The organism is Amycolatopsis acidicola (assembly GCF_007713735.2).
GTDB lineage: Bacteria > Actinomycetota > Actinomycetes > Mycobacteriales > Pseudonocardiaceae > Amycolatopsis_E > Amycolatopsis_E acidicola.
The window spans coordinates 1-20,818 of the sequence record NZ_VMNW02000043.1; the positions used below are offsets into that span (position 1 = coordinate 1).

Annotated in this window: 19 protein-coding genes; 7 read left to right on the forward strand and 12 right to left on the reverse strand. The window is 70.9% G+C overall.

Annotation, left to right across the window (positions count from 1 at the left end):
• Positions 1–100: 100 nt before the first annotated feature.
• Genes FPZ12_RS25550 through FPZ12_RS25565 form a run of 4 tightly spaced genes read right to left on the reverse strand, consistent with a single transcriptional unit; the run spans position 101 to position 2,930 of the window.
• Complete coding sequence (locus tag FPZ12_RS25550) at positions 101–898, reverse strand: methyltransferase domain-containing protein (RefSeq protein WP_144747989.1); 798 nt, start codon at positions 896–898, stop codon at positions 101–103.
• Positions 899–908: 10 nt separating this feature from the next.
• Positions 909–1,754 (reverse strand): CPBP family intramembrane glutamic endopeptidase, encoded by an 846-nt coding sequence (locus FPZ12_RS25555; RefSeq protein ID WP_144747990.1) that lies wholly within the window; start codon positions 1,752–1,754, stop codon positions 909–911.
• 12 nt (positions 1,755–1,766) lie between these two features.
• Positions 1,767–2,357, reverse strand: coding sequence for a TetR/AcrR family transcriptional regulator (locus FPZ12_RS25560; protein ID WP_144747991.1), 591 nt, complete (start codon positions 2,355–2,357; stop codon positions 1,767–1,769).
• Between the two features lie 45 nt (positions 2,358–2,402).
• The gene (locus FPZ12_RS25565) at positions 2,403–2,930 is read right to left on the reverse strand and encodes a ribonuclease FAU-1 family protein (RefSeq protein WP_144747992.1); all 528 of its coding nucleotides are present in this window, start codon (positions 2,928–2,930) and stop codon (positions 2,403–2,405) included.
• Between the two features lie 60 nt (positions 2,931–2,990).
• Between FPZ12_RS25565 and FPZ12_RS25570 the strand changes: the two genes are divergently transcribed.
• The 3 genes from FPZ12_RS25570 (at position 2,991) to uvrB (ending at position 7,198) form a co-directional block, all read left to right on the forward strand.
• A complete protein-coding gene (locus FPZ12_RS25570) occupies positions 2,991–4,250 on the forward strand; it encodes a PucR family transcriptional regulator (RefSeq protein ID WP_144747993.1) in 1,260 nt (419 codons plus the stop codon).
• 479 nt (positions 4,251–4,729) lie between these two features.
• Positions 4,730–4,987 (forward strand): hypothetical protein, encoded by a 258-nt coding sequence (locus FPZ12_RS25575; RefSeq protein WP_144747994.1) that lies wholly within the window; start codon positions 4,730–4,732, stop codon positions 4,985–4,987.
• 51 nt (positions 4,988–5,038) lie between these two features.
• The gene (gene uvrB / locus FPZ12_RS25580; RefSeq protein ID WP_144747995.1) at positions 5,039–7,198 is read left to right on the forward strand and encodes an excinuclease ABC subunit UvrB; all 2,160 of its coding nucleotides are present in this window, start codon (positions 5,039–5,041) and stop codon (positions 7,196–7,198) included.
• 203 nt (positions 7,199–7,401) lie between these two features.
• Here uvrB and FPZ12_RS25585 read toward each other — a convergent pair whose 3' ends face one another.
• The 6 genes from FPZ12_RS25585 to FPZ12_RS25610 form a co-directional block, all read right to left on the reverse strand.
• Complete coding sequence (locus tag FPZ12_RS25585) at positions 7,402–7,734, reverse strand: hypothetical protein (protein ID WP_144747996.1); 333 nt, start codon at positions 7,732–7,734, stop codon at positions 7,402–7,404.
• Positions 7,735–7,780: 46 nt separating this feature from the next.
• A complete protein-coding gene (locus tag FPZ12_RS25590) occupies positions 7,781–8,443 on the reverse strand; it encodes a flavin reductase (protein ID WP_166462905.1) in 663 nt (220 codons plus the stop codon).
• Positions 8,444–8,549: 106 nt separating this feature from the next.
• Entirely contained in the window at positions 8,550–8,921 is a 372-nt protein-coding gene (locus FPZ12_RS25595; RefSeq protein ID WP_144747998.1) for a VOC family protein, read from the reverse strand.
• A gap of 49 nt (positions 8,922–8,970) precedes the next feature.
• Positions 8,971–9,723 (reverse strand): enoyl-CoA hydratase/isomerase family protein, encoded by a 753-nt coding sequence (locus FPZ12_RS25600; protein WP_144747999.1) that lies wholly within the window; start codon positions 9,721–9,723, stop codon positions 8,971–8,973.
• 19 nt (positions 9,724–9,742) lie between these two features.
• Positions 9,743–10,681 (reverse strand): ABC transporter permease, encoded by a 939-nt coding sequence (locus FPZ12_RS25605; RefSeq protein ID WP_144748000.1) that lies wholly within the window; start codon positions 10,679–10,681, stop codon positions 9,743–9,745.
• Positions 10,678–13,518 (reverse strand): alpha/beta fold hydrolase, encoded by a 2,841-nt coding sequence (locus FPZ12_RS25610; protein ID WP_144748001.1) that lies wholly within the window; start codon positions 13,516–13,518, stop codon positions 10,678–10,680. Before FPZ12_RS25610 ends, FPZ12_RS25605 begins: the two co-directional genes overlap by 4 nt.
• 250 nt (positions 13,519–13,768) lie before the next feature.
• On the opposite strand from FPZ12_RS25610, the gene FPZ12_RS25615 reads away from it, so the two are divergent.
• Both FPZ12_RS25615 and FPZ12_RS25620 read left to right on the forward strand, forming a co-directional pair.
• Positions 13,769–14,731, forward strand: coding sequence for a TerC family protein (locus FPZ12_RS25615; RefSeq protein WP_144748002.1), 963 nt, complete (start codon positions 13,769–13,771; stop codon positions 14,729–14,731).
• Between the two features lie 31 nt (positions 14,732–14,762).
• On the forward strand, positions 14,763–16,685 hold the full coding sequence (locus FPZ12_RS25620; RefSeq protein ID WP_144748003.1) for a S9 family peptidase: 1,923 nt from the start codon (positions 14,763–14,765) through the stop codon (positions 16,683–16,685).
• Between the two features lie 24 nt (positions 16,686–16,709).
• On the opposite strand, the gene FPZ12_RS25625 is transcribed toward FPZ12_RS25620, so the two are convergent.
• Together FPZ12_RS25625 and FPZ12_RS25630 are read right to left on the reverse strand one after the other, a co-directional pair.
• On the reverse strand, positions 16,710–17,363 hold the full coding sequence (locus FPZ12_RS25625) for an RES family NAD+ phosphorylase (RefSeq protein ID WP_144748004.1): 654 nt from the start codon (positions 17,361–17,363) through the stop codon (positions 16,710–16,712).
• A 29-nt stretch (positions 17,364–17,392) separates the two neighbouring features.
• Positions 17,393–17,977, reverse strand: a complete 585-nt coding sequence (locus FPZ12_RS25630) for a MerR family transcriptional regulator (protein WP_144748005.1) — start codon at positions 17,975–17,977, stop codon at positions 17,393–17,395.
• A gap of 233 nt (positions 17,978–18,210) precedes the next feature.
• Between FPZ12_RS25630 and FPZ12_RS25635 the strand changes: the two genes are divergently transcribed.
• Positions 18,211–19,800, forward strand: coding sequence for a sugar ABC transporter ATP-binding protein (locus FPZ12_RS25635; protein WP_144748006.1), 1,590 nt, complete (start codon positions 18,211–18,213; stop codon positions 19,798–19,800).
• A complete protein-coding gene (locus FPZ12_RS25640) occupies positions 19,797–20,816 on the forward strand; it encodes an ABC transporter permease (RefSeq protein ID WP_144748007.1) in 1,020 nt (339 codons plus the stop codon). Before FPZ12_RS25635 ends, FPZ12_RS25640 begins: the two co-directional genes overlap by 4 nt.
• The last annotated feature ends 2 nt before the right edge of the window (positions 20,817–20,818 follow it).

Sequence of the window (20,818 nt, forward strand, 5' to 3'; positions counted from 1 at the left end):
GTGGAGGGGTGTGGTCGGTGGGACGGCTCGCTTCGCGTTGCCGGGCGGCGGAAGGTGGGGTGGTGGTCGCCGGGTGGCCACTCGCCACCACCCCCGGCACTCAGGGCGTCGCGAGGATCTCGCCGTGGAGGATGGTGAACCAGCCGTCCTCCGTGGCGGCCCACTCCCGCCAGCCCGCCGAGATCCGCTCCAGGTCCGCGCGCGTCGCGTAGCCGTAGGAGATCGCTTGCCCGGCGATCGCCGAGTCGACGATGCGGTCGGCCCACATCCCGCCCCACCATTGGCGCGCTTCGGGAGTCGCGTAGCACCACACGGACGCGGTGGGCACGACGTCGCTGAAACCCGCCTCCCGCGCCCACGACAACAGGCGCCGTCCCGCGTCCGGCTCGCCGCCGTTGTGCCGCGCGGTGCGCCGGTACAACGCGAGCCAGGCATCGAGCGCCGGGTTTTCCGGGTACCACGTCATCGCCGCGTAGTCGGCGTCGCGCGCGGCGACCACGCCGTCCGGTTTGCACACCCGCCCCATCTCGCGCAGCGCCTGCACGGGGTCGTGCACATGTTGCAGCACCTGGTGCGCGTGCACGACGTCGAACCGGTCATCCGCGAACTCCAGCGCGTGCACATCCGCCGTCTCGAACCGGACGTTCGCCACCTTCCGCTCCGCAGCCGTGTGTTCGGCCAGCGCCAGCGCCGAGGACTCCGGCTCGATCGCGGTCACCTCGCCGGGCGCCACGAGCCCAGCCAGGTCCGCGGTGATCGTGCCCGGCCCACACCCCACGTCGAGCAGCGACTGGCCCGCTTTCAGGTGCGGGACAAGGTAAGCGGCGGAGTTCTCCGCCGTCCGGTTGCTGTGCGAGCGGAGCACCGCCTCGTGGTGCCCGTGGGTGTAGATCGGCATGCCCCGGACGCTACCCCGCGGCGATGAGCAGGGCCGACACAGCGCCGAGATCACCGAAGACGTGGATGACCAGGTTCCAGGCCATACCCCGGTTCTGGAGCATCGCCGCCGCGCACACCGCGCCGTACGCGGCCGTGAAAAGCACACCGGTCAAACCACCCGGGCTTCCCGTGATGTGCCCGGCCCCGAACACGGCACACGACATCACGACCGCGCCCGCGGTCCCGAGCAGCGGCCGGGCGGTCCCGATCAAAGCGTGGCGGTACAACAACTCCTCGCACAGGGCGTTCACCACCGCGCCGGCCAGCATGACCGGCAACCAGGCGAGCACGAGCCGGACCGTGCCAGGACCGGCTTTCGCCAGCACGGCCGGATCCGACAGGAACAGGACCAGCACGGCCACGATCACGATCGGCCCGAGCAAACCCCAGCGCAGCAAGGGAACCGGGCTCCGCGCGTTGAGGCTGCCGACGCGGATGAGCAGGTTTTCCCGCGACCAGCGCCGGCGCGCCGCGATCACCGCGAGCAACGCCACCGACGAGAGCTTGAACGCGTTGACGACCAGGAAAGCCACCGCGACCGGAAGCGTGCCGGCCCAGGAACCGGTCAGCGCAGCCGAAACCCAGCCGAACACCGACAGCGCCCCCAGCGCCAGCACCAGATCCGTCGCCGCGTCCCAGCGGCCCCGGCACGCCCACGCCAGCACGAACAACAGCACCGTGGTCGAGGCGCCCGCCGCCACCTGCCAGGTGCCGGCCAGCTGGACCGCGAGGCTGTTGACCAGCAGGAGCCCGACCGCGCCCGCGGTGACCCCCAGCGGCGTCCGGTTTTTCGTCGTGGTGATCGCGGTGGCCATCCTGGTTCCCCCTCAGGTTCCGGCACCGAACAGGTAAGCCTCGAGCAGCCGCGCGGCCTGTTCGCGCGTGATCAGCTCGGGCGAGGTCAGCAGGTTGAGCGTGAGCCCATTGACGTACGCGGCGAGCCCGGCCGCGACCTCGTCGAGGTCACCCGCCTGCCCCAGGCTCCCCAACTCGCGGAGATCGGCCACGACGCGGCGGAAGAACTGCTGCATCTCGGCGTTCTGCTTGCGCAGCACGGCGGCCAGCGCGGGGTCGAACTTGGCGTGGTGCACGAACTCCAGCCAGATGCCGAGTTCCCGCGCGGTGTCGTCGCGCAGCGGCAGGAACTCCGCGAGCATCGCCGAAACCCGCCTGCGCACGTCCGGCTCCTCGGCGGCCTGGCGCACGCGGGCGGCGACGCGTTCCGACAGCGACGTCAGCGCGAACTCGTGCAATTCGGCCTGGGTGCGGAAGAAATGCCGGATCGAGCCCGCCGACAACCCGGTTTCGGCGGCCACCCCGCGCACCGACGCGCCCTGGAACCCGCTCCGCTCCAGGAGCCGCCACACCGCGTCGACGATTTCCCGCCGCCGGGCGTCCTGGTCGATCGTGCGCACCATGGTTTCAAAGTAACACACCTGTGCTAGTTTGAAACCCCCGGTGTGTCAGCGGCGTTTCCAGGTCAGCTCGATGTCCATTGTGGACAGCCAGTCCCGGAGCTTGTGCCCGTGCGCGGCCAGCCCCGCCACGGTGGTGTAGGTGATCTCCAGCGCGCGGCGGGCGGCCGCGGGGCTGAGCAGCCCGGCGCCTGCCGCGGCGAGCAGCTCGTCGGTGTCGAGCACCTCGAGCCCGCGCCCTTCGCGGACCACCAGGTCGAGGTACAGATCCGTGGACCGCCAGACGTCGCCGTCGACCTCGACGTCCACCACGTCGACGTAGAAGTCCTGGTCGCGTTCGTAGCCGGGGTTGAACCAGAAATCCGTCAGCCGCAGGCCGAGCGCGGGCAGCAGCCAGGATTCCAGGTAGCGGAAGTTCGGGCGGCCGGGCGCGGGGCGGGCGACGTAGAGGCCGAACGGCTCGACGCGGTACTCCTCGACCGCCCGCACGTGTCCCTTGGGGTCGACGTTCGTCCGGTTCGCGACATCGAAGACCTCTGTCTTCGGCGGGTGGATCGTCTCCGCGTCAGCTGCCATGTCCGACATCTTCGCGGGTTTACAGGCCGGACACGAGTGTAACGGCGATAGCATGATCGGATGGTGGAGGAAGCGGTCGTCTACGAGCACGTCGCCCGCCTCGCGCGCGGGCTCGGCGGCCAGATCGACGAGCTGACCGCGGACCTCGTCGCCCTCTACGCGCGCGAGCTGCCGCATCTGGTGTACGACGACGAGAGCGTCGTCAGCCTGCTTTCCGCCAGCCTGTACCAGAACATCGACACGGCGCTGCGCATCTTCCAGCACGGCATCGACCCGGCGCGGGTCGAGGCGCCCGCGGCGGCGATGGAGTACGCGCGGCGCCTGGCTCAGCGCGGCACCCCCGTCATCGACCTCATCCGCGCCTACTACCTCGGCCAGACGGCGATCCTCAACCACGCCCTGCACGAGGCCACCCAGCAGGCCATGGACCGCGAGCTGCTGGGCGCGATGATGAGCCGCGCGCTGACCGTCACGTTCAGCTTCATCGACCGCGTGACCCAGCAGGTCGTCTCGGCGTACCAAGAGGAACGCGATCGCTGGCTGCTCAACCGCAGCGCCGTGCGCGCGGCCAGGGTGCGCGCACTGCTGGCCGGCGGCGGTCACGAGGTCGACGCCAGCGAGCAGGCGCTGGGCCACCGGCTGCGCGGCGGCCAGCTCGCCGCGATCATCTGGTTCTCCGCCGAGCCTGGGCAGGGCAACGTGCTGGGCACGCTCGAAGGGGTGGCCACCGAAATCGGCGGGACACTGCCCGCCTCCGGCCCGCCTTTGGTCGTTCCGTACGACTCGTTGTGCGCCTGGGTCTGGTATCCGCTGGAGCGCCCGGTGCTGCCGGACGAGGAGCAGGTGCGCAAGGTCCTGGAGCGGACGGATCCCAAGGTCCGGCTGGTCGCGGGCGATCCGGGGGAGGGGATCGAGGGATTCCGCCGGAGCCACCGCCAGGCGCTGCGGGTGCACGCGCTGGCCACGGCGGCGGGCGAGGACTGCGACCGGTTGCTGACCTTCCGCGACGTCGGCGCCCTTTCCCTGATGACCTCCGACATGGCGGCCGCCCGCGGCTGGGTCGTGGACACCCTCGGCGCGCTGGCCACCGACGACGAGGCGCACGAACGCCTGCGGGACACGCTGCGGGTCTTCCTGGAGAGCGGTTCGAGCTACACGGCCGCCGCCGCGCGGCTCACCATGCACAAGAACTCGGTGCAGTACCGCGTGCGCAAGGCGGAGGAGGCGCTGGGACGCCCGGTCGGCGGGCATCGCCTGGACGTGGAGCTGGCCCTGAAGCTGTGCGACAGGCTCGGCTCGGCCGTGCTCGTCGCCGACTGACGCACGGAGAAACCTCTCTTTCCGCCCCGCGATGCAAAAACCGGGCGGCGAACACGTCCACGGGGGCGGCCAACTCGTGCGCGGGAGCGGCCAACACGTGCACAGGGGCGGCCAACTCGTGCGCGGTGGCGGCCAACACGTGTTCACGGTGGCGGCCAACATGTGCGCGGTGGCGGTCAACTCGTGCGCGGGGGCGGCCGACTCGTGCGCGGGAGCGGCCAACATGTGCACGGGAGCGGCCAACTCGTGCGCCGAAGGGCAAACCGGGTGCCCGGCGGGCGCTGTTGATCTTCCGGATTACTCGCGCCGCATTAACCCGTTCGGTGGATCCGGCGGTTTCCGATTTTTCGCCGGGTGCGCGCCGAGGGGGTCAGGCGTCCCGGTCAGGTGGGGTTTTCGGTCTTTCGTACCAGTCAGCGGAGTGATCGTTGGGCCGTTGGCACGAAGCGATCGCGATTATTCCGGTTTACGATCCGAGTATGGGGAACGTCATCCACGCCGAGCCGACCGAAGTGGTGGCGGTCGTCCGCCTCCGTCGTGGCGTGGCGGGCGAGCGTAAACGGGTGTGTCACATCGTCCCGATTCCCGACGCGGGCCCCATTCCCGAATACCTGACCGCGCTCTGCGGCGAGTTCATCGTGCCCGGTGACGCCGAGGTACTCGACCGGATCTGCGGAATGCCCTGCGAGGCCTGCCTGACCCGCTCGGCCCGCCGGGCGCGGCGCCTGCCGCACTGAGCCGGCGGCGCCGCGCCGGAAATTGTCGGTGGGTGCTCGTACGCTGGAGCCGTGGCTTTCGCAACCGAACACCCCGTGCTCGCCCAGTCCGAGTTCCGCCCGGTCTCCGACATCCCCCGCAGCGGCGGCCGGTTCGAGGTGGTCAGCGAGTACCAGCCCGCCGGTGACCAGCCGGCGGCCATCGACGAGCTCGAACGCCGGATCAAGGCGGGCGAGAAGGACGTCGTGCTGCTGGGCGCCACCGGCACCGGGAAATCGGCCACCACGGCCTGGCTGATCGAGCGGGTCCAGCGGCCCACGCTGGTGATGGCGCCGAACAAGACGCTGGCCGCCCAGCTCGCCAACGAGCTGCGCGAGCTGTTCCCGCACAACGCGGTCGAGTACTTCGTCAGTTATTACGATTATTACCAGCCCGAGGCGTACATCGCGCAGACGGACACGTACATCGAGAAGGACTCGTCCATCAACGACGACGTGGAGCGCCTGCGCCACTCCGCCACGATGAACCTGCTCTCCCGGCGTGACGTCATCGTGGTCGCTTCGGTGTCCTGCATCTACGGCCTCGGCACCCCGCAGTCCTACCTCGACCGCTCGACGAAGCTCGAGGTCGGCGGCGAGGTCGACCGGGACGTCTTCCTCCGTGCGCTGGTCGACGTGCAGTACACGCGCAACGACATCGCCTTCGCCCGCGGCACCTTCCGCGTCCGCGGGGACACGGTGGAGATCATCCCGGCGTACGAGGAGCTGGCCATCCGGGTCGAGTTCTTCGGCGACGAGATCGACAAGCTGTACTACCTGCACCCGCTCACCGGGGACATCGTCCGCGAGGTGGACGAGGTCCGGATCTTCCCCGCCACGCACTACGTCGCGGGCCCGGAGCGGATGGAGAAGGCCATCCAGGGCATCGAGGCCGAGCTGGAGGAGCGGCTGGCGGACCTGGAGAAGAAGGGCAAGCTGCTGGAGGCGCAGCGGCTGCGCATGCGCACGGCGTACGACATCGAGATGATGCGCCAGGTCGGGTTCTGCTCCGGCATCGAGAACTACTCGCGGCACATCGACGGCCGCCCGGCCGGGTCCGCCCCGGCCACCCTGATCGACTATTTCCCGGACGACTTCCTGCTGGTGATCGACGAGTCGCACCAGACGGTGCCGCAGATCGGCGGGATGTACGAGGGCGACATGTCCCGCAAGCGGAACCTGGTCGAGTACGGGTTCCGGCTGCCGAGCGCAACGGACAACCGCCCGCTGACGTGGGAGGAGTTCTCGGAGCGGATCGGGCAGACGGTGTACCTGTCGGCCACGCCGGGCCCGTACGAGATGGGGCAGGCCGGTGGCGAGTTCGTCGAGCAGGTCATCCGGCCCACCGGGCTGATCGACCCGAAGGTGGTCGTGAAGCCGACCGAGGGCCAGATCGACGACCTGGTGCACGAGATCCGCGAGCGCGCCGAGAAGGACGAGCGCGTCCTGGTCACCACGCTGACCAAGAAGATGGCCGAGGACCTCACGGACTACCTGCTGGAGCTGGGCATCCGGGTGCGGTACCTGCATTCCGAGGTGGACACGCTGCGCCGCGTCGAACTGCTGCGGCAGCTGCGCTCGGGCGATTTCGACGTGCTGGTCGGCATCAACCTGCTGCGGGAGGGGCTCGACCTGCCGGAGGTGTCGCTGGTCGCGATCCTCGACGCGGACAAGGAGGGTTTCCTGCGCAGCGGGACTTCGCTGATCCAGACGATCGGGCGCGCGGCGCGGAACGTGTCCGGTGAGGTCCACATGTACGCGGACAAGATCACCGACTCGATGCAGTACGCGATCGACGAGACGAACCGGCGCCGCGCCAAGCAGGTCGCGTACAACGAGGAGCGCGGGCTCGACCCGCAGCCGCTGCGGAAGAAGATCGCCGACATCCTCGACCGCGTCTACACCGAGGCCGAGGATTCCGAGCGGGAGGTCGAAGTCGGCGGTTCGGGTCGCAACGCCTCGCGCGGCAAGAAACCCGAGCAGGGTGGCGGCGGCCGGTCCTCGGGCGTGCTCGTGGACCGGGACGTGTCCACCATGCCGCGGGCGGAGCTGGCGGATCTCATCCAGTCCATGACGGACCAGATGATGCAGGCCGCGCGCGACCTGCAGTTCGAACTGGCGGCCCGGCTGCGGGACGAGATCTCGGAGCTGAAGAAGGAACTGCGCGGAATGGACGCCGCCGGGGTGAAGTAGGGAGCGCGGCATCGGGCCTGCCGGAGGCCCGATGCCGGGCCGTGCTCGGCGGCTGGTGGCCGCCACCGGCCGCGTCGGCGGCGGCGAACCGGCGGCGCGGGCTCGCCGCGGCGACCTCGCCTGGCCACTTTGCCGCCGTGGTCTCGACAGGTCGGCCCGCCGGAACCTCGAAGACTTCGACGGCAAGCCGATCACCGCCGACATCAGGCTTCCGGCGCCGCCGCCCCCTCCTCGGCAGGAGCCTCCGGTGCAGGAGCCCGCACCGTCCATACCGAAGTGAAGTCCGGGTCCACCACCACCTCGCCGGTGGTGCGCAGCCGGTATTCGCCGGGCCGGGCGTGGTCGTAGGCATCCGGCTCGGCGGGCAGGGTGAACGGCTCGTCGTGCCGTGGCAGCGCGATGGTCACCACGGAGTCGTCCACGGCGGTCACCACCCCGCACTCCTCCAGCTCCCGCAGCGGCGAACCGTCGTCCGCCACGTAGCGCACACTGAACAGCAGCCGTTTCCCGACGAGGTCCCCGAGTTCCGTCACCATGACGGGCATCGTGGCAGCCCGGGGCGCTCTCCCGCAGGAAAACCGGTCAGGCCGCTGAAGCGCCGTCTTTGGCGGGAGTCTCGCGCGCCCGGTCGATGTCCGGGCCGCGGTACCGCTCCTCCGGGATGCGGGCGAGCGTAGAGGGGTGCACCCGCGGCCCCAGCCCGTAAAGCTGCTGGAAGCTCATGATCAGCGGCCGCCACGCGTCGGGGTCGATGTGGTTTTCCTTGTCCGCCACCCGGATCTCGTCGTGCACGAAGACCCGCTGCACCCGCGCCTCGACCGCGAGAATGCCGGACGGCCCCGCCGGAACGCCCGCTGCCCGCACGCTCGCCCCGACGGGGTGGGTCTCCTCGATCACCACTTCCATCGCCACCGGGCATTCCGCGACCCGCGGCGCCCCGACCGTCTCCGACGCCACCGGCGTCAGCCCCGCCCGGCCGAACTTGTCCCCGACGTGGAAGTACCCGCGTCGCTGTTTGCCCGGCGGCACGGGATCGGAGCCGGTCGTGAGGGCGAGCCTGTCCACCTCGGGCGCGAGCGCCGCCGAGGGCAGGTTCAGCACCGCTTCGCCGGTGCGCAGCAGGTTCTCCGTCGTCCGCGACGAGCGCGCGATGCCGAGCACGGCCCGCCAGCCGAGCCAGAACACCGACGAAATCGGGGCCAGGTTCGCAGTGCCGTCCTCGTTCTCGGTCGACACCAGGACCACCGGGGTGCCGAAGTACAGGATGCCGGGCTCGATCGCGCTGTGCGCGGGAATCTCCTGGGTCACGCGCTCCACCGTGCCGAGGGCGCGCGCCCTCCGCTGGCGGGAATCAGCCGCCGTTTTCCATCAGCCCGAAGATGTTGCCCTCCGTGTCCTGGCAGTACGCGAGCCAGCCGATGCCCGCGATCGACGTCTTCGGCACCACCACCGTTCCGCCGGCCTGCGTCACGCGGCGCGTGAACGTGTCCAGGTCGGACACTTGAATGGTGTTCGGGAAAGCGTTTACCGGCGCGTCGGTGACGGGCGGCGGGCCCTGCCGCTGCACGAGCCCGCCGTCGATGCCGGGCCCGTGCCCGGTGCTGATCAGCCAGTAGGGATTTTCGCCCCACCGTTCGAAGGACCACTCGAAAACGGTGGTGTAGAACGTGATCGCGCGCTCCGGCTCCGTCGCGTGGATCTCGAAGTGGACGGGACGAGGCATCGGCGCCTCCAGGCGGAGCGGGGACGAGATCCGGCGATCGTACGCCCGCTCAGCCCCGTTCGAGCACCCGCCGCACATATTCCCCGATCGACGCCAGCGTTTCCGGCGAGCTCCACATCGCTTCGACGGGACCGTCGTCGGCCGCGCGCTGCTCACCGATCCGCTCGTCGAACGGGTGGTGCAGCTGTGCTTTCGTGTGCGCGAACGCCCCTTCCGGCGCGGCCGCCAGCTCCAGCGCGACTTCCGTGGCCCGCGAAACCACCGCGTCCGGCGCCGCCAGTTCGTGCACGAGGTTCCGCGCGAGCGCGTCCGGCGCCGCGTACGTCCGGCCCGACAGCGCCAGCTCCGACAGCACCGGATCCCCGTAGGCGCAGCGCAGCACCTCGATCGCGACGAGCGGGAACGGCACCCCGACCGCCAGTTCGGTCAGTCCGAACCGGCCGGCGCCCGAGGCCATCACCCGCCGGTCACACGCCGCCGCCAGCACCGCGCCGCCCGCGATCGCGTGGCCGGTGACGGCGGCGACCGTGGGGCCGGGAAAGCCGAACACCGCGAGGAAAGCGTCCGAGAGCGCGGGCAGGAACTCCCGCACGTACGGCGCGCCGCCGTCGCGGATCCGCCGCAGGTCCACGCCGGCCGAGAACACCTTGGCGCTCCCGGCGAGCACCAGCGCCCGCGCCCCGGATTCGTCCACCTTGGCCGCCAGTTCGCGGCACAGCCCGGTGTCCAGCGCGTTCGCCTTGCCGTGTTCGAGGCGCAGGACGGCGACGGGCCCGGTCTTTTCGATCCTGATCGAGGTCACGAAGGGAAGTCTAGAAAACTCAGCTGGTGATGTCCTTCGTCGCGAAGCGGCGGGCGCCCAGCAGCGTGAGCACCGTGCCGTAGACGACCGCGGAAAGCACGCCCGCCGCCATGTTCGTCCAGTCGATGTCGGTGGCGATGAGATCCATCCACGCGTACGCGTAGTGCGTCGGCAGGTAGTCCCGCAGCCCGCCGAGGGCGGTGATCTGGTCCAGGATCTGCGAAAGGATCGCGACCAGCACCGTGCCGCCGACCGCGCCCAGCGGGGCGTCGGTGGACACGCTCAGCAGCAGCGCCAGCCCGGCCACCCACGCCAGCTGGATCACGATGTACACCACGGACAACGCGATCACGATCAGGCTGCGGCCGAACGGGATCGCGTCCCCGGTCGGGCTGATCGCGTCCCCCGCGCCGTACCAGAGGAGCCCCACCACCAGCGAGATCAACGGCAGCAGCACCAGCGCGAGAATCGAAAGCAGCCCCGACGTGACGGCCTTCTGCCGCAGCACGCGGTGCCGTGGCACCGGAATCGCCAGGAGGTACTTCAGGCTCGACCACGACGCCTCGCTGGCGATGGTGTCCCCGAAGAACAACGCGACGATCGTGGGCAGCAGGAACCCGCCTGCCACGAACAGCGCCAGCACCACGAAGTTCGGCGCGCTCGCGGTGGCCAGGTCGACGAACCCGCCGGAGCGCCGGTTCGGGCTGGACTGCCCGATCTCGAACGCCACCACCAGGATGAACGGCAGCAGCACCACGAAACCGAGCACCAGCTGGGTGCGCCGGCGCTTCAGCTGCCGCCGCAGCTCCACGCCCAGCCGCAGGGTGCGGCTCGCGCGGTAGCCCTCGACGGCGCCGTCCTGGCCCACGCCGGTGTGCTCGCGTCCGGCCGCTTCGGTCAGTTCGTCCAGCGCCGCCGGGTCCGTGTGGACCCCGGCGTCCGGGTCGGTTCCGCTCATCCGTCCTCACCCACCAAGCGCAGGAACGCGTCTTCCAGCCGCCGTCTCGGCCCGGCCTGCTCCACGGCCACGCCGGCCCGCACGAGCGCGGCCACGGCGTCGGCGCGCGGCATCCCGTCGAGATCGGCGTGCACCAGATCGCCTTCGACGTCCACAGTGGACACTCCGTCGAACGACCGCAGCGCGCTCGCCGCGGCTTCGGCGTCGTCCACGCGGAACGTGGCCTCGCCGCCCGCGGCGGCGATGTCGGCCACCGGTCCCGAGGCCACCAGCTTGCCCCGGTGCATCACGACGACGTGCGTGCAGGTCTGCTCGACCTCGGCCAGCAGGTGGCTCGACACGAGCACAGTCCGGCCGGTGGCGGCGTAACGCCGCAGCACCTCGCGCATCTGGTGGATCTGGGGCGGGTCGAGCCCGTTGGTCGGTTCGTCGAGTACGAGCAGCTCCGGCAGCCCCAGCATCGCCTGCGCGATCGCCAGCCGCTGCCGCATGCCCTGGCTGTACGTGCGCACCTTGCGGCGCACCGCGTCGCCGAGCCCGGCGATCTCCAGCGCCTCGGTGAAATGCGCCTTCTCCGCGGGACGTCCCGTCGCGTCCCAGTACAGCCGGAGGTTCGCTTCGCCGGACAGGTGCGGCAGGAACCCGGAACCCTCCACAAAGGACCCGATCCGGGACAGCACCGGGGCGCCGGGCGTGACCCGGTGGCCGAACACCCTGATCTCGCCCGCGCTCGGGGTGATCAGCCCCATCAGCATCCGCAGCGTGGTGGTCTTCCCGGCGCCGTTGGGGCCCAGCAGACCGAGTACCTGGCCGGGTTCCACCCGGAACGACAGGTCCTGCACCGCGGTCAGCCCGCCGGGATAGGACTTCGTGAGCCCGTCGATGACGAGTGGCACGGCGTCCAGCTCCGGGTCGGCCTGGTGCGCGCGGCGCCTGCGGATCGCGGCGATGAGGGCCACCAGCAGCGCGGCCACCAGCACCCCGGCGATGCCCAGCAGGTTGCCGACCGGCCAGCCCGCGCCGACCGCGGTACCGGGGATCACCGGCACCGCGAGGTCGCCGACGAGCGAAACCTGATACGTCGCAGGGGAAACCGGCGTCGAGAAGGCCTGGTCGGTGGTCGTCACCACGAGCTGCAGCGCATGCCCGGATTCGATCGGCCGCACCACGCCGGGCAGCGTCACGGTGACCTCGGACGTGCCGCCGTTGAGCGCCACGCGGATCGGCGCGACATTGTTGGCCGGCAACGTGCGGGTGCCGTCGGGGTTGAGGTCGTACAGCTTCACGAACAGCACCGCGTCCGGGGTGGTGCCGGAAACCCGCAGCCGCACCGTGGACGAACCCGCGACGAGCAGCTGCGAATCCAGCGCCCGCGACGTGAAGCTCGCGGACTGCCCTGGCATGTCCACTCCGAACAGTCCGGTCACACGGGAGGATCCGGCGAGCGAGTTCAGCCCCGGGATCCCGCTGACGGACGCGGGAACGCCGCCGGGCGGGTTGACGATCGTCTGTTCGTCGCCGGTCAGGGCGAACGAATCCCGTTGCGTCCGGCCGCCTTCGACCCCGGGGTACGCCGGGGCGTTCTGGATCCGCACCGACGGCGATCCGGACGCGCGCAGGGAACCCTGGACGTCGTAGGAGAATCCGGTGACCGGGTTGCCGCCTTCGCCGGTCAGCTGGAACCACATCCAGTCCGCGATCTTCGCCCGCAGGCTCGGCCCCGGCTGCCCGCCGTCGTGGCCGCCCGCGTACCAGATCTGCTGCACCTTGCCGCCGGCCGCGGCGATCTGCCGGGCGTTCGCGTCGGACTGGTCGAGCCCGAACAGGGTGTCGTTTTCGCCCTGCACCAGCAAAGTCGGCACGGTGATCCGGTTCGTCACCGACGCGGGGGAGACCCGCCGCAGCAGCGCGACCGTCTGCGGGCCGGCCTTCCCGGTGGTGGCCAGTTCGGTGTACGCCCGGCAGACCTCGGCGGTGAACCGCCCGCACACGCTGTCCGCGGAGGGCAGCTGCTGTTGCGCGCTCGCGCCGCCGCCCGCCGTGGAGGACGAGCCGCCCTGGCTGCTGCCGCTCTGGCTACTGCTGCTGTCCGACTCCTGTCCCGGCTCCGGCGCGTCGGTGCTCAGCCCGCCCGCCGAGGAACCCGAGCCCGCGGAGAACAGGAGCCCGGCCCAGGAGCGTTTGAACACGCCGTCGGCGGCGAAGGCGCCCGCGGCAGGCGTGGCCGAGTCGGGCGGGGTGGTGCTCGCCGCGTTCGGGACCAGCCCCTGCGCGAGGTCGTTGTAGGTGATCTCCGGTGAGATGGCGTCGACCCGCTTGTCCTGTCCCGCGAGCAGCAGCGCCAGCGCCCCGCCGTAGGACGCGCCCGCGACGCCGACCTTGGGGTCGTTGGGCCCGTCCTGGCGGACTTGCGGCAGGGTGGCGAGGTAGTCGACGAGGTGTGAGGCGTCGGCGACTTCGTGGTCCGGGTCGTTGAGCCCGATCTGGCCGGTGCTGTGCCCGAAGCCGCGCGCGGACCACGCCAGCACGACGAAACCGCGCCGCGCGAGCTCCTGCGCTTCCCCGTCGACGCTCGCCTTGCTGCCGCCGAACCCGTGCGGCAGCAGGACGGCGGGCGCGGGGGTGGTCGCCGGGAAGTACACGGTCGTGTCGAGGCGCACCTGTGCCGCGGAGCCGGGATCCGCGGGCACGGAGAGCGTCTGTTCGCGGTGCGCGACCGGCGCGGCGTCGTTGCCGGACCGGGTCCAGACGACGACAACGGCGGCCAGGACGAGCACCACGACGCCCGCGCTCAGCCAGCGGCCGCGGCGGGTGTGCGGGAACGGGATTCGGGGCACCCCATGACCGTAGGTGAAGTTTCCTGAGAACGAGCTCCGAGTCCCCAGCTCCACCGGTGATAAGGCTTACCTAAGCTGGCACTTCGCCGGAGGATCCGCGATGATGGTTCGTGACGTGGAGGGGAGTATTCCTTCGCGGCGGTGTCGTCAGCACGGCGATCCCTCGGGATCCCCGGCACCGTCGGCCGGTTCCACCGGCGGAAGAGACCTCCGGCTAGCTGCTGTGCGCGCTATCCGGAGGTTTGCGTAAATGACTGTTCCCGTGTGGCTGTGGGTCGCGACGATCGCCGGCCTGCTCGTCCTCATCGCGATCGACCTCGTGGTGGTGGACCGCAAGCCGCACGAGGTGACCACCAAGGAAGCGGCCAAATGGGTCGTGTTCTACGTGTCCTGCGCCGTGCTGTTCGGCGCCGGGGTGTGGATCTTCGCCGGGCACGATCCCGGGGTCGAGTTCTTCACCGGATACATCACCGAGTACTCGCTGTCGGTCGACAACCTGTTCATCTTCATGGTGATCATGGCCTCGTTCAAGGTGCCGGTGATCCACCAGCACCGGGTGCTGCTGATCGGCATCCTGCTCGCGCTGGGGATGCGGAGCGTGTTCATCGCGGTGGGCGCGGCGCTGATCGCGCAGTTCGTCTGGGTGTTCTTCGTGTTCGGCGCGGTACTGGTCTGGACCGCGGTCAACATGCTGCGCGGCAACGGCGAGCAGGAGGAGTACCACGAGAACGCGGTCACCCGCTGGGTCCGCAAGATCTACCCGGTGTCCGACGAGTACGACGGGCACAAGATGTTCGTCCGGCGCGAGGGGCGACGGCACATGACGCCGATGTTCCTGGTGATCGTCGCGATCGGGAGCGCCGACCTGCTGTTCGCGGTCGACTCGATCCCGGCCATCTTCGGCATCACCCAGGAGGCGTTCCTGGTCTTCACCGCCAACGCGTTCGCGCTGATGGGCCTGCGGCAGCTGTTCTTCCTGCTGGGCGGGCTGGTGAACAAGCTGGTGTACCTGTCCTACGGGCTGGCGGTGATCCTCGGTTTCATCGGCGCGAAGCTGGTGCTGCACGCGCTGCACGAGTACCACGTGGTGCCGGACTGGCTGGACATCAACAACTGGATCTCCCTCGGGGTCATCGTGGTCGTGCTGACGGTCACCACGCTGGCGAGCCTCGCGAAGTCGCGGAAGGACACCGCGGCGGCGCCCAGTTCCTAGCCGGCTGAACGCGCGAGTAGGTTGGGTTTTCATGCGTCCCCCGGACATCGAACTCCTGGTCGTCCCCGGTAAACCCGCCCTGCACGGCGACCTCCTGCTGACCGCGGTCACGAGCCCGCACACCGGCGAGAACACCTACCGCGGCGCGTTGTGGCGCGTCGGGCCCGACGGTGCCCGGCAGTGGACCCACCACGACCACGATTCGGCGCCGGCGATCTCCCCGGACGGCGCCCAGGTCGCGTTCCTGCGCCGGGAGGCCCAGGGAAAGCCGCAGCTGCACGTGATGCCCACCAGCGGCGGGGAGGCGCGGGCGCTGACCGACCTCCCGCTCGGCGCGGGCGCGCCGGTGTGGGCCCCGGATTCACGCCGGATCGCTTTCACCGCAAGGGTTCCCGAGCCCGGCCGGTACGGCGTGCCGGGCCTGGACGGGGAGCGGCCGGAGCCGGACGAGGAGGCGCCGCGGCGCATCACGCGGTTCGACTACCGGCTCGACGGCGTCGGTTTCCTCGGTGACCGCCGCGAGCGGCTGTTCGTGGTCGACAGCGCCGAGCCGGCGGCCGAACCGGTCCCGCTGACCGACGACCGGGCCGACGTCTCCGCCCCGGCCTGGACCCCGGACGGCGAGCGGGTGCTGTTCGTGGGCCCGCGGGACTGGGGCGGCGAGGGCACGAGGGAGACCGACATCTACGCGGTGCCCGCAGCGGGCGGCACGCCGGTGGTAGTGGTGCGCTCCGCGGGTGGCGTGGACAGCATTTCCGCCTCGGGCGACCGGATCTGGTTCACCGGCCCCGAGTTCGAGTGGCCGCGGGACGAGGCGTGCAACCACGGCCTGTGGTCGGCGCCGCTGGACGGCCGGTCCGCGACCCCGGTCCGGGCGACCGACGAGGAGACGGTGCACTGCGTGGGCGCCGCCGGGGAGCCCGCGCCGTATGGCGGCGGGATCGTCGTGGCGGTGCTGAACCGCGGCGCGGTGGAGTTGCGGCTCGTACCGCTCGACGCGAAGTCCGTCGCGCTGGACGACCTCCCGCGGCTGACGGCGGAGCGTGCCGCGGTGCGCTCGTTCACCGTGCACGGGGACAGGATCGCGGCGGTGATCGCGGACCAGCACAGCGCCGGTGAGGTCGCGCTGCTCGGCGAAACCAGCGCCGAGGTGCTCACCGACTGGTCGAAACCGTTGCGGGACAAGGGAATCATCGAGGCCGAGGAGCTGACGGCCACCGCGCCGGACGGCTACCCGGTGCACGGCTGGCTCGTGCGGCCGGAGGGACCCGGCCCGCATCCGGTGCTGCTGGTCGTGCACGGCGGGCCGTTCGCGGCGTATGACTGGGGCCTGTTCGACGAGGCGCAGGTGTACGCCGCCGCGGGATACGCCGTGGTGCTGCCGAACCCGCGCGGTTCGGCGGGTTACGGACAGCGCCACGGCAAGGCGATCTCGCACGCGCTGGGCACGGTCGACGCCGACGATGTGCTGGCGCTGCTGGATTCCGCGCTCGAACAGCCGGGCCTTGACGCGTCCCGTGTCGGCGTCATGGGCGGTTCGTACGGCGGGTTCATGACCACCTGGCTCGCCGCGCGCCACGGCGAGCGGTTCCGCGCCGCGTGGAGCGAGCGGGCCGTGAACGCGTGGGATTCCATGCAGGGCAGCTCGGACATCGGCTGGTCGTTCGTCGACGCGTACATCGGCGCGGACCGGGAGGCGCAGCTCGCGCAGAGCCCGCTCACCTACGCGGACCGGATCCGGATCCCGTTCCTGATCATGCATTCGGAGCAGGACTGGCGTTGCCCGCTGGAGCAGGCGCAGCGGCTGTACGTGGCGCTCAAGCGCAACGGCGTGGAGACGGAGCTGCTGCTGTTCCCCGGCGAAGGCCACGAGCTGAGCCGCTCCGGCAAGCCACGCCACCGGATCCAGCGCTTCGAAGCCGTCCTCGACTGGTGGCAGCGGCATCTGGGGTAGTGCCACCAGGCTCCAGCGGCCGCTTCAGTTCAGCAGGACGTAGTTCAGTTCCTCGCACACCCGCCCGAGCGGGATGTCCAGGCCCGGGTGGTCCAGCGGCAGCAGGACGTCCGGCTCGGCGGGCAGCGCGGTGCCGGCCGGCGGGTCCCAAAGGCACAGCGCGGGATCGCCGCCGTCCATCGAAGAGCGGTACCAGAGCCCGTCCAGATCCCCGAAGGCCGAGCGGATCGCGCGCGCCCATGCCTGCGTGATCCGCTTGGGGCCACTGGAAATCTCCTGCGAAGCGCCGACCCGCGTCGGCCACAGGCCGGACAGGTCGAGCAGCCGCAGGGTGCGCGTCGGGCGCACCACGACCAGCCGCGGCCCGCGCGTCTTCCGGTCCACAATGGACGATGTCTGGAACACCTCGGCGACGCTGGTGCGCACCGAAAGCCCGAAGTACACCACGCCGTTCCCGCTGTCGGCCGACGGCGCGCCCGCCTTGCCGGGGCGCTGCGGGTCGAACCGGCCGTGCGGCAGCGGACCGGTGTAGCGAAAGGAATCCCAGCGCTGGGGATGGTTGCCGTGCGCGGTGAAGATCCGGACCAGCCTGGTCGCCGGGTGCACCGCGACGATGTCCTCCGGGTGCAGCTCGTCGACCAGGACGGCACGCGCGGGCGGCAGGGGGAGCCGTGCCATTTGCTGCGGTTACCGTCCTTCGTGCGTGGTCAGAACGCCGTGCCGAGCGTGCCGGCCAGCCTTGCCGCGAGCCGCGGGTCGCCCCCGGCCAGCAGCCACTCCCGCGGGGAGGCCGGCTCGCCGTTGATCTCCAGATCGTCCTGCGGCGTGGTCATGAACGCGGCCACCACGAGCGCGGGCTGGTCCGCGGGCACGGCGGCGAGCACGACGTCGAGTCCGGGCAGGACGTCCTTGCCCGCGAACTGCCACGCGGGCAGGCGCCAGCCGTTCTGGCTCTTCCAGCCCGCGAGCCGCCGGGCGGCCAGCCGGTGCCGGATGCGGCTCGGGTCGATGCCGAGCGCGTGCGCCGCCTCCGCGACCGTGAGCGAGGATTCGGCCAGCACGGCGTGCGCGGCGACGGTGCGGGCGCGGTAGTCCGGTTCCCCGTCCTGGCGGGGGGAAAGATCGAGGCCCACGTCGGCGAGCGCGGATCGTTGCCCGGCGGAGAAGTACTGCCCCGGATCGGGGTTCTGCGGGGAAAGCCGGCGCGCCACGTCCTCGACGAGGGTGAGGAATTCCGCGGCGTCGACCCGGAGTCCCGCTTTGGCGAGCACGTTCTCCAGCGCGAGCGTCATGCGCCCAGAATAGCGCAGGTGTGCGGGTTCGTGCGCCTTTTCGCGCGGATTACTCAAGTTCACACACAGAGCGCACATAGTCAAACACCGGCTGTAGGCGGATGTGGCTCAGTGTGGCAAGTCCCCGGCGCTCTGTCCAGGGGCTGTAGTCACCAGGGTGTGCTTGACACGTGGCCTGCGTCACTCTAGCTTCGCCAAGTAATCGATTTCTCACCACTGGCGCGGGGGTGCGAATGGACAGTGACGTCGCTCCGCTCGCCGGGATGCGAGGAGTCGGCAAATCCTTCGGTGGCGTGCGCGCGCTGCACGACGTCGCGTTTTCCGTGCGCGCCGGCGAGGTCCACGCGCTCCTCGGCGAGAACGGCGCGGGCAAGTCCACCCTGATGAAGGTGCTTTCCGGGGAGGTCGCCGCCGACCACGGGGAGATCACCATCGACGGGGAGCCCGTGCGGTTCTCCGGCCCCGCCGACGCCCAGCGGGCGGGGATCGCGATGATCCACCAGGAACTCGATCTCGTGCCCGCGCTTTCGGTCGCGGAGAACGTCTTCCTCGGCCGCGAGCCGAAAACCCGGTTCGGCACGCTGGACCGCCGCCGGATGCGGCGCGAGACGGCGGCGCTGCTCGCGCGGGCCGGAGTCGAATTCGACCCGCGCCGCCCGGTGGGCGAACTCCGCACCGGGGAACAGCAGCTGGTGGTGATCGTCAAGGCGCTCGCGCTCGACGCCCGGATCCTGATCATGGACGAGCCGACGTCCGCGCTGTCCGCGCCGGAGGTCGAGCGGCTGTTCGGGGTGATCGCCGAGCTGCGCCGGGCCGGCGCCGGGATCGTCTACATCTCGCACCGGATGGCCGAGATCGGCCGGATCGCCGACCGGGCGACGGTACTGCGCAACGGCGAGGTGGTGGCCGAGTTCGCCGCGCGCGAGCTGACCGCGGCACAGGCGTCCGAGGCGATGGTCGGGCGGCCGGTGCACCTCATGTTCCGCACCGCGGACGGGTCCGCTTCGCAGCAGGGCAGGGAGCTGCTGCGGGTCGAGGACCTGGCGGTGCGGTCGCGGCGGCCCCGGCCGGGCAGGAGGGACCCGGCCGGGGTCAGCCTCACCGTCGCCGAAGGGGAGATCGTCGGGCTGGCCGGGCTGCTCGGGTCCGGCCGGACGGAGCTGCTGGAGACGCTGTACGGGATCGGCACGAAGGGCGCCTGGTCCGGCCGGGTGCTCTTGCGCGGCAAGCAGATCCGGCCGCGCGGGGCGCGGAGGGCGCTGCGCGCGGGTATCGCGTTCGTGCCCGAGGACCGGCGCGTGGCCGGGCTCGCGCTCGAGCACTCCGTGCTCGCGAACACCGTCCTGTCCATTGTGGACAGGATCGCCCGGCTGGGCTGGGTGCCCCGCCGGGCCGAGCGCCGGGCGGCACGGGCTTCCACGGACCGGCTGGGGGTGAAGCTCGCGTCGCTGCAGGCGCCGGTCGGCGCCCTTTCCGGCGGCAACCAGCAGAAGGTGGTGCTCGGCCGGAACCTGCTCACCGAGCCTTCGCTGCTGTTGCTCGACGAACCGACGCGCGGGGTGGACGTCGGCGCGAAGGCCGAGATCTACCGGCTGCTCGGCGACGCCGCCGAACGCGGGCTGGGCGTGCTGCTCGCCTCGTCCGAACCGGCGGAACTCATCGGCGTGTGCGACCGGGTCGTCGTGCTGCACGATGGGCGCAGCGTGCGTGAGCTGGACACCGCGGCGGTGGCCGAGGCCGACCTGCTCGCCGCGTCGATGGGGGAGGCCGCGCTCGAGGAACCCCTCGGCGCGCCGGAGCACGCCGCAGGAGGAGCCGGATGACCGCCGAACTCGCCGAAACGCTGCCGCGGCGCCGGGATCTGCTCTCGACGCTGTTCAAGTTCCAGAGCCTGTTCGGGCTCGTGCTGGTGTTCCTCGCGGCGGTGCTGTATTCGCCGAGCAAGAACGGGGAACTGCTCTTCCTCGATTCGCAGAACCTGTTCAATGTCGTTCGGTCCATTTCGGAGATCGGCATCCTGGCGGTCGGGATGACGCTGGTGATCCTGATCGGCGGAATCGACCTGTCGGTGGGCTCGGTGCTCGGGCTGGCCAGCGTCGGCTCCGCGGTGCTGCTGGTGAACAACGACCTCGGGCTGCTGCCCGCGGTGCTCGCCGTGCTCGCGATCGGGCTCGGATTCGGCCTCCTGCAAGGGATCACGATCGCCCGGTTCGGCATCCAGGCGTTCATCGTCACCCTCGCCGGGATGCAGATCGCCCGCGGCCTCGCCCGGATCTGGTCCGGCGGGCAGGGCATCACCATCACCTACGGCGACGGGCCGAACCAGGCACCGGTGGCGTTTTCGCTGCTGGGCGAACGGACTTTCGACGGGCTGGTGCCGATTCCCGCGCTGATCTTCATCGTGGTCGCGGCGCTGGCCGTGCTGCTGTTGCGGGTCAGCTCGTTCTCGCGGCACGTGTATGCCATCGGCGGCAACGAAAAGGCCGCGCGGCTCTCGGGGGTGCCGGTCACCCGCGTGAAGATCATCGTGTTCGGGCTGTGCGGGCTGCTCGCGGCGCTGGCCGGGATCGTGCACGCCGGGCAGCTGAACTTCGGCGGCCCCAACGACGGCTCGATGTACGAGCTGGACGCGATCGCCGCGGTGGTCATCGGCGGCACCGATCTCACCGGCGGGCGCGGTTCGGTGGTGGGCACCGTCGCCGGCGCGCTGCTGGTCGGCGTGCTGCGCAACATCCTCGCGCTCAACAACGTCGACACCAACGTGCAGCTGCTGATCATCGGACTGGTCATCGTGCTCGCCGCCGGGCTGCAGCGGCTGCGGCCGGCTTCGGTTTCCTGACA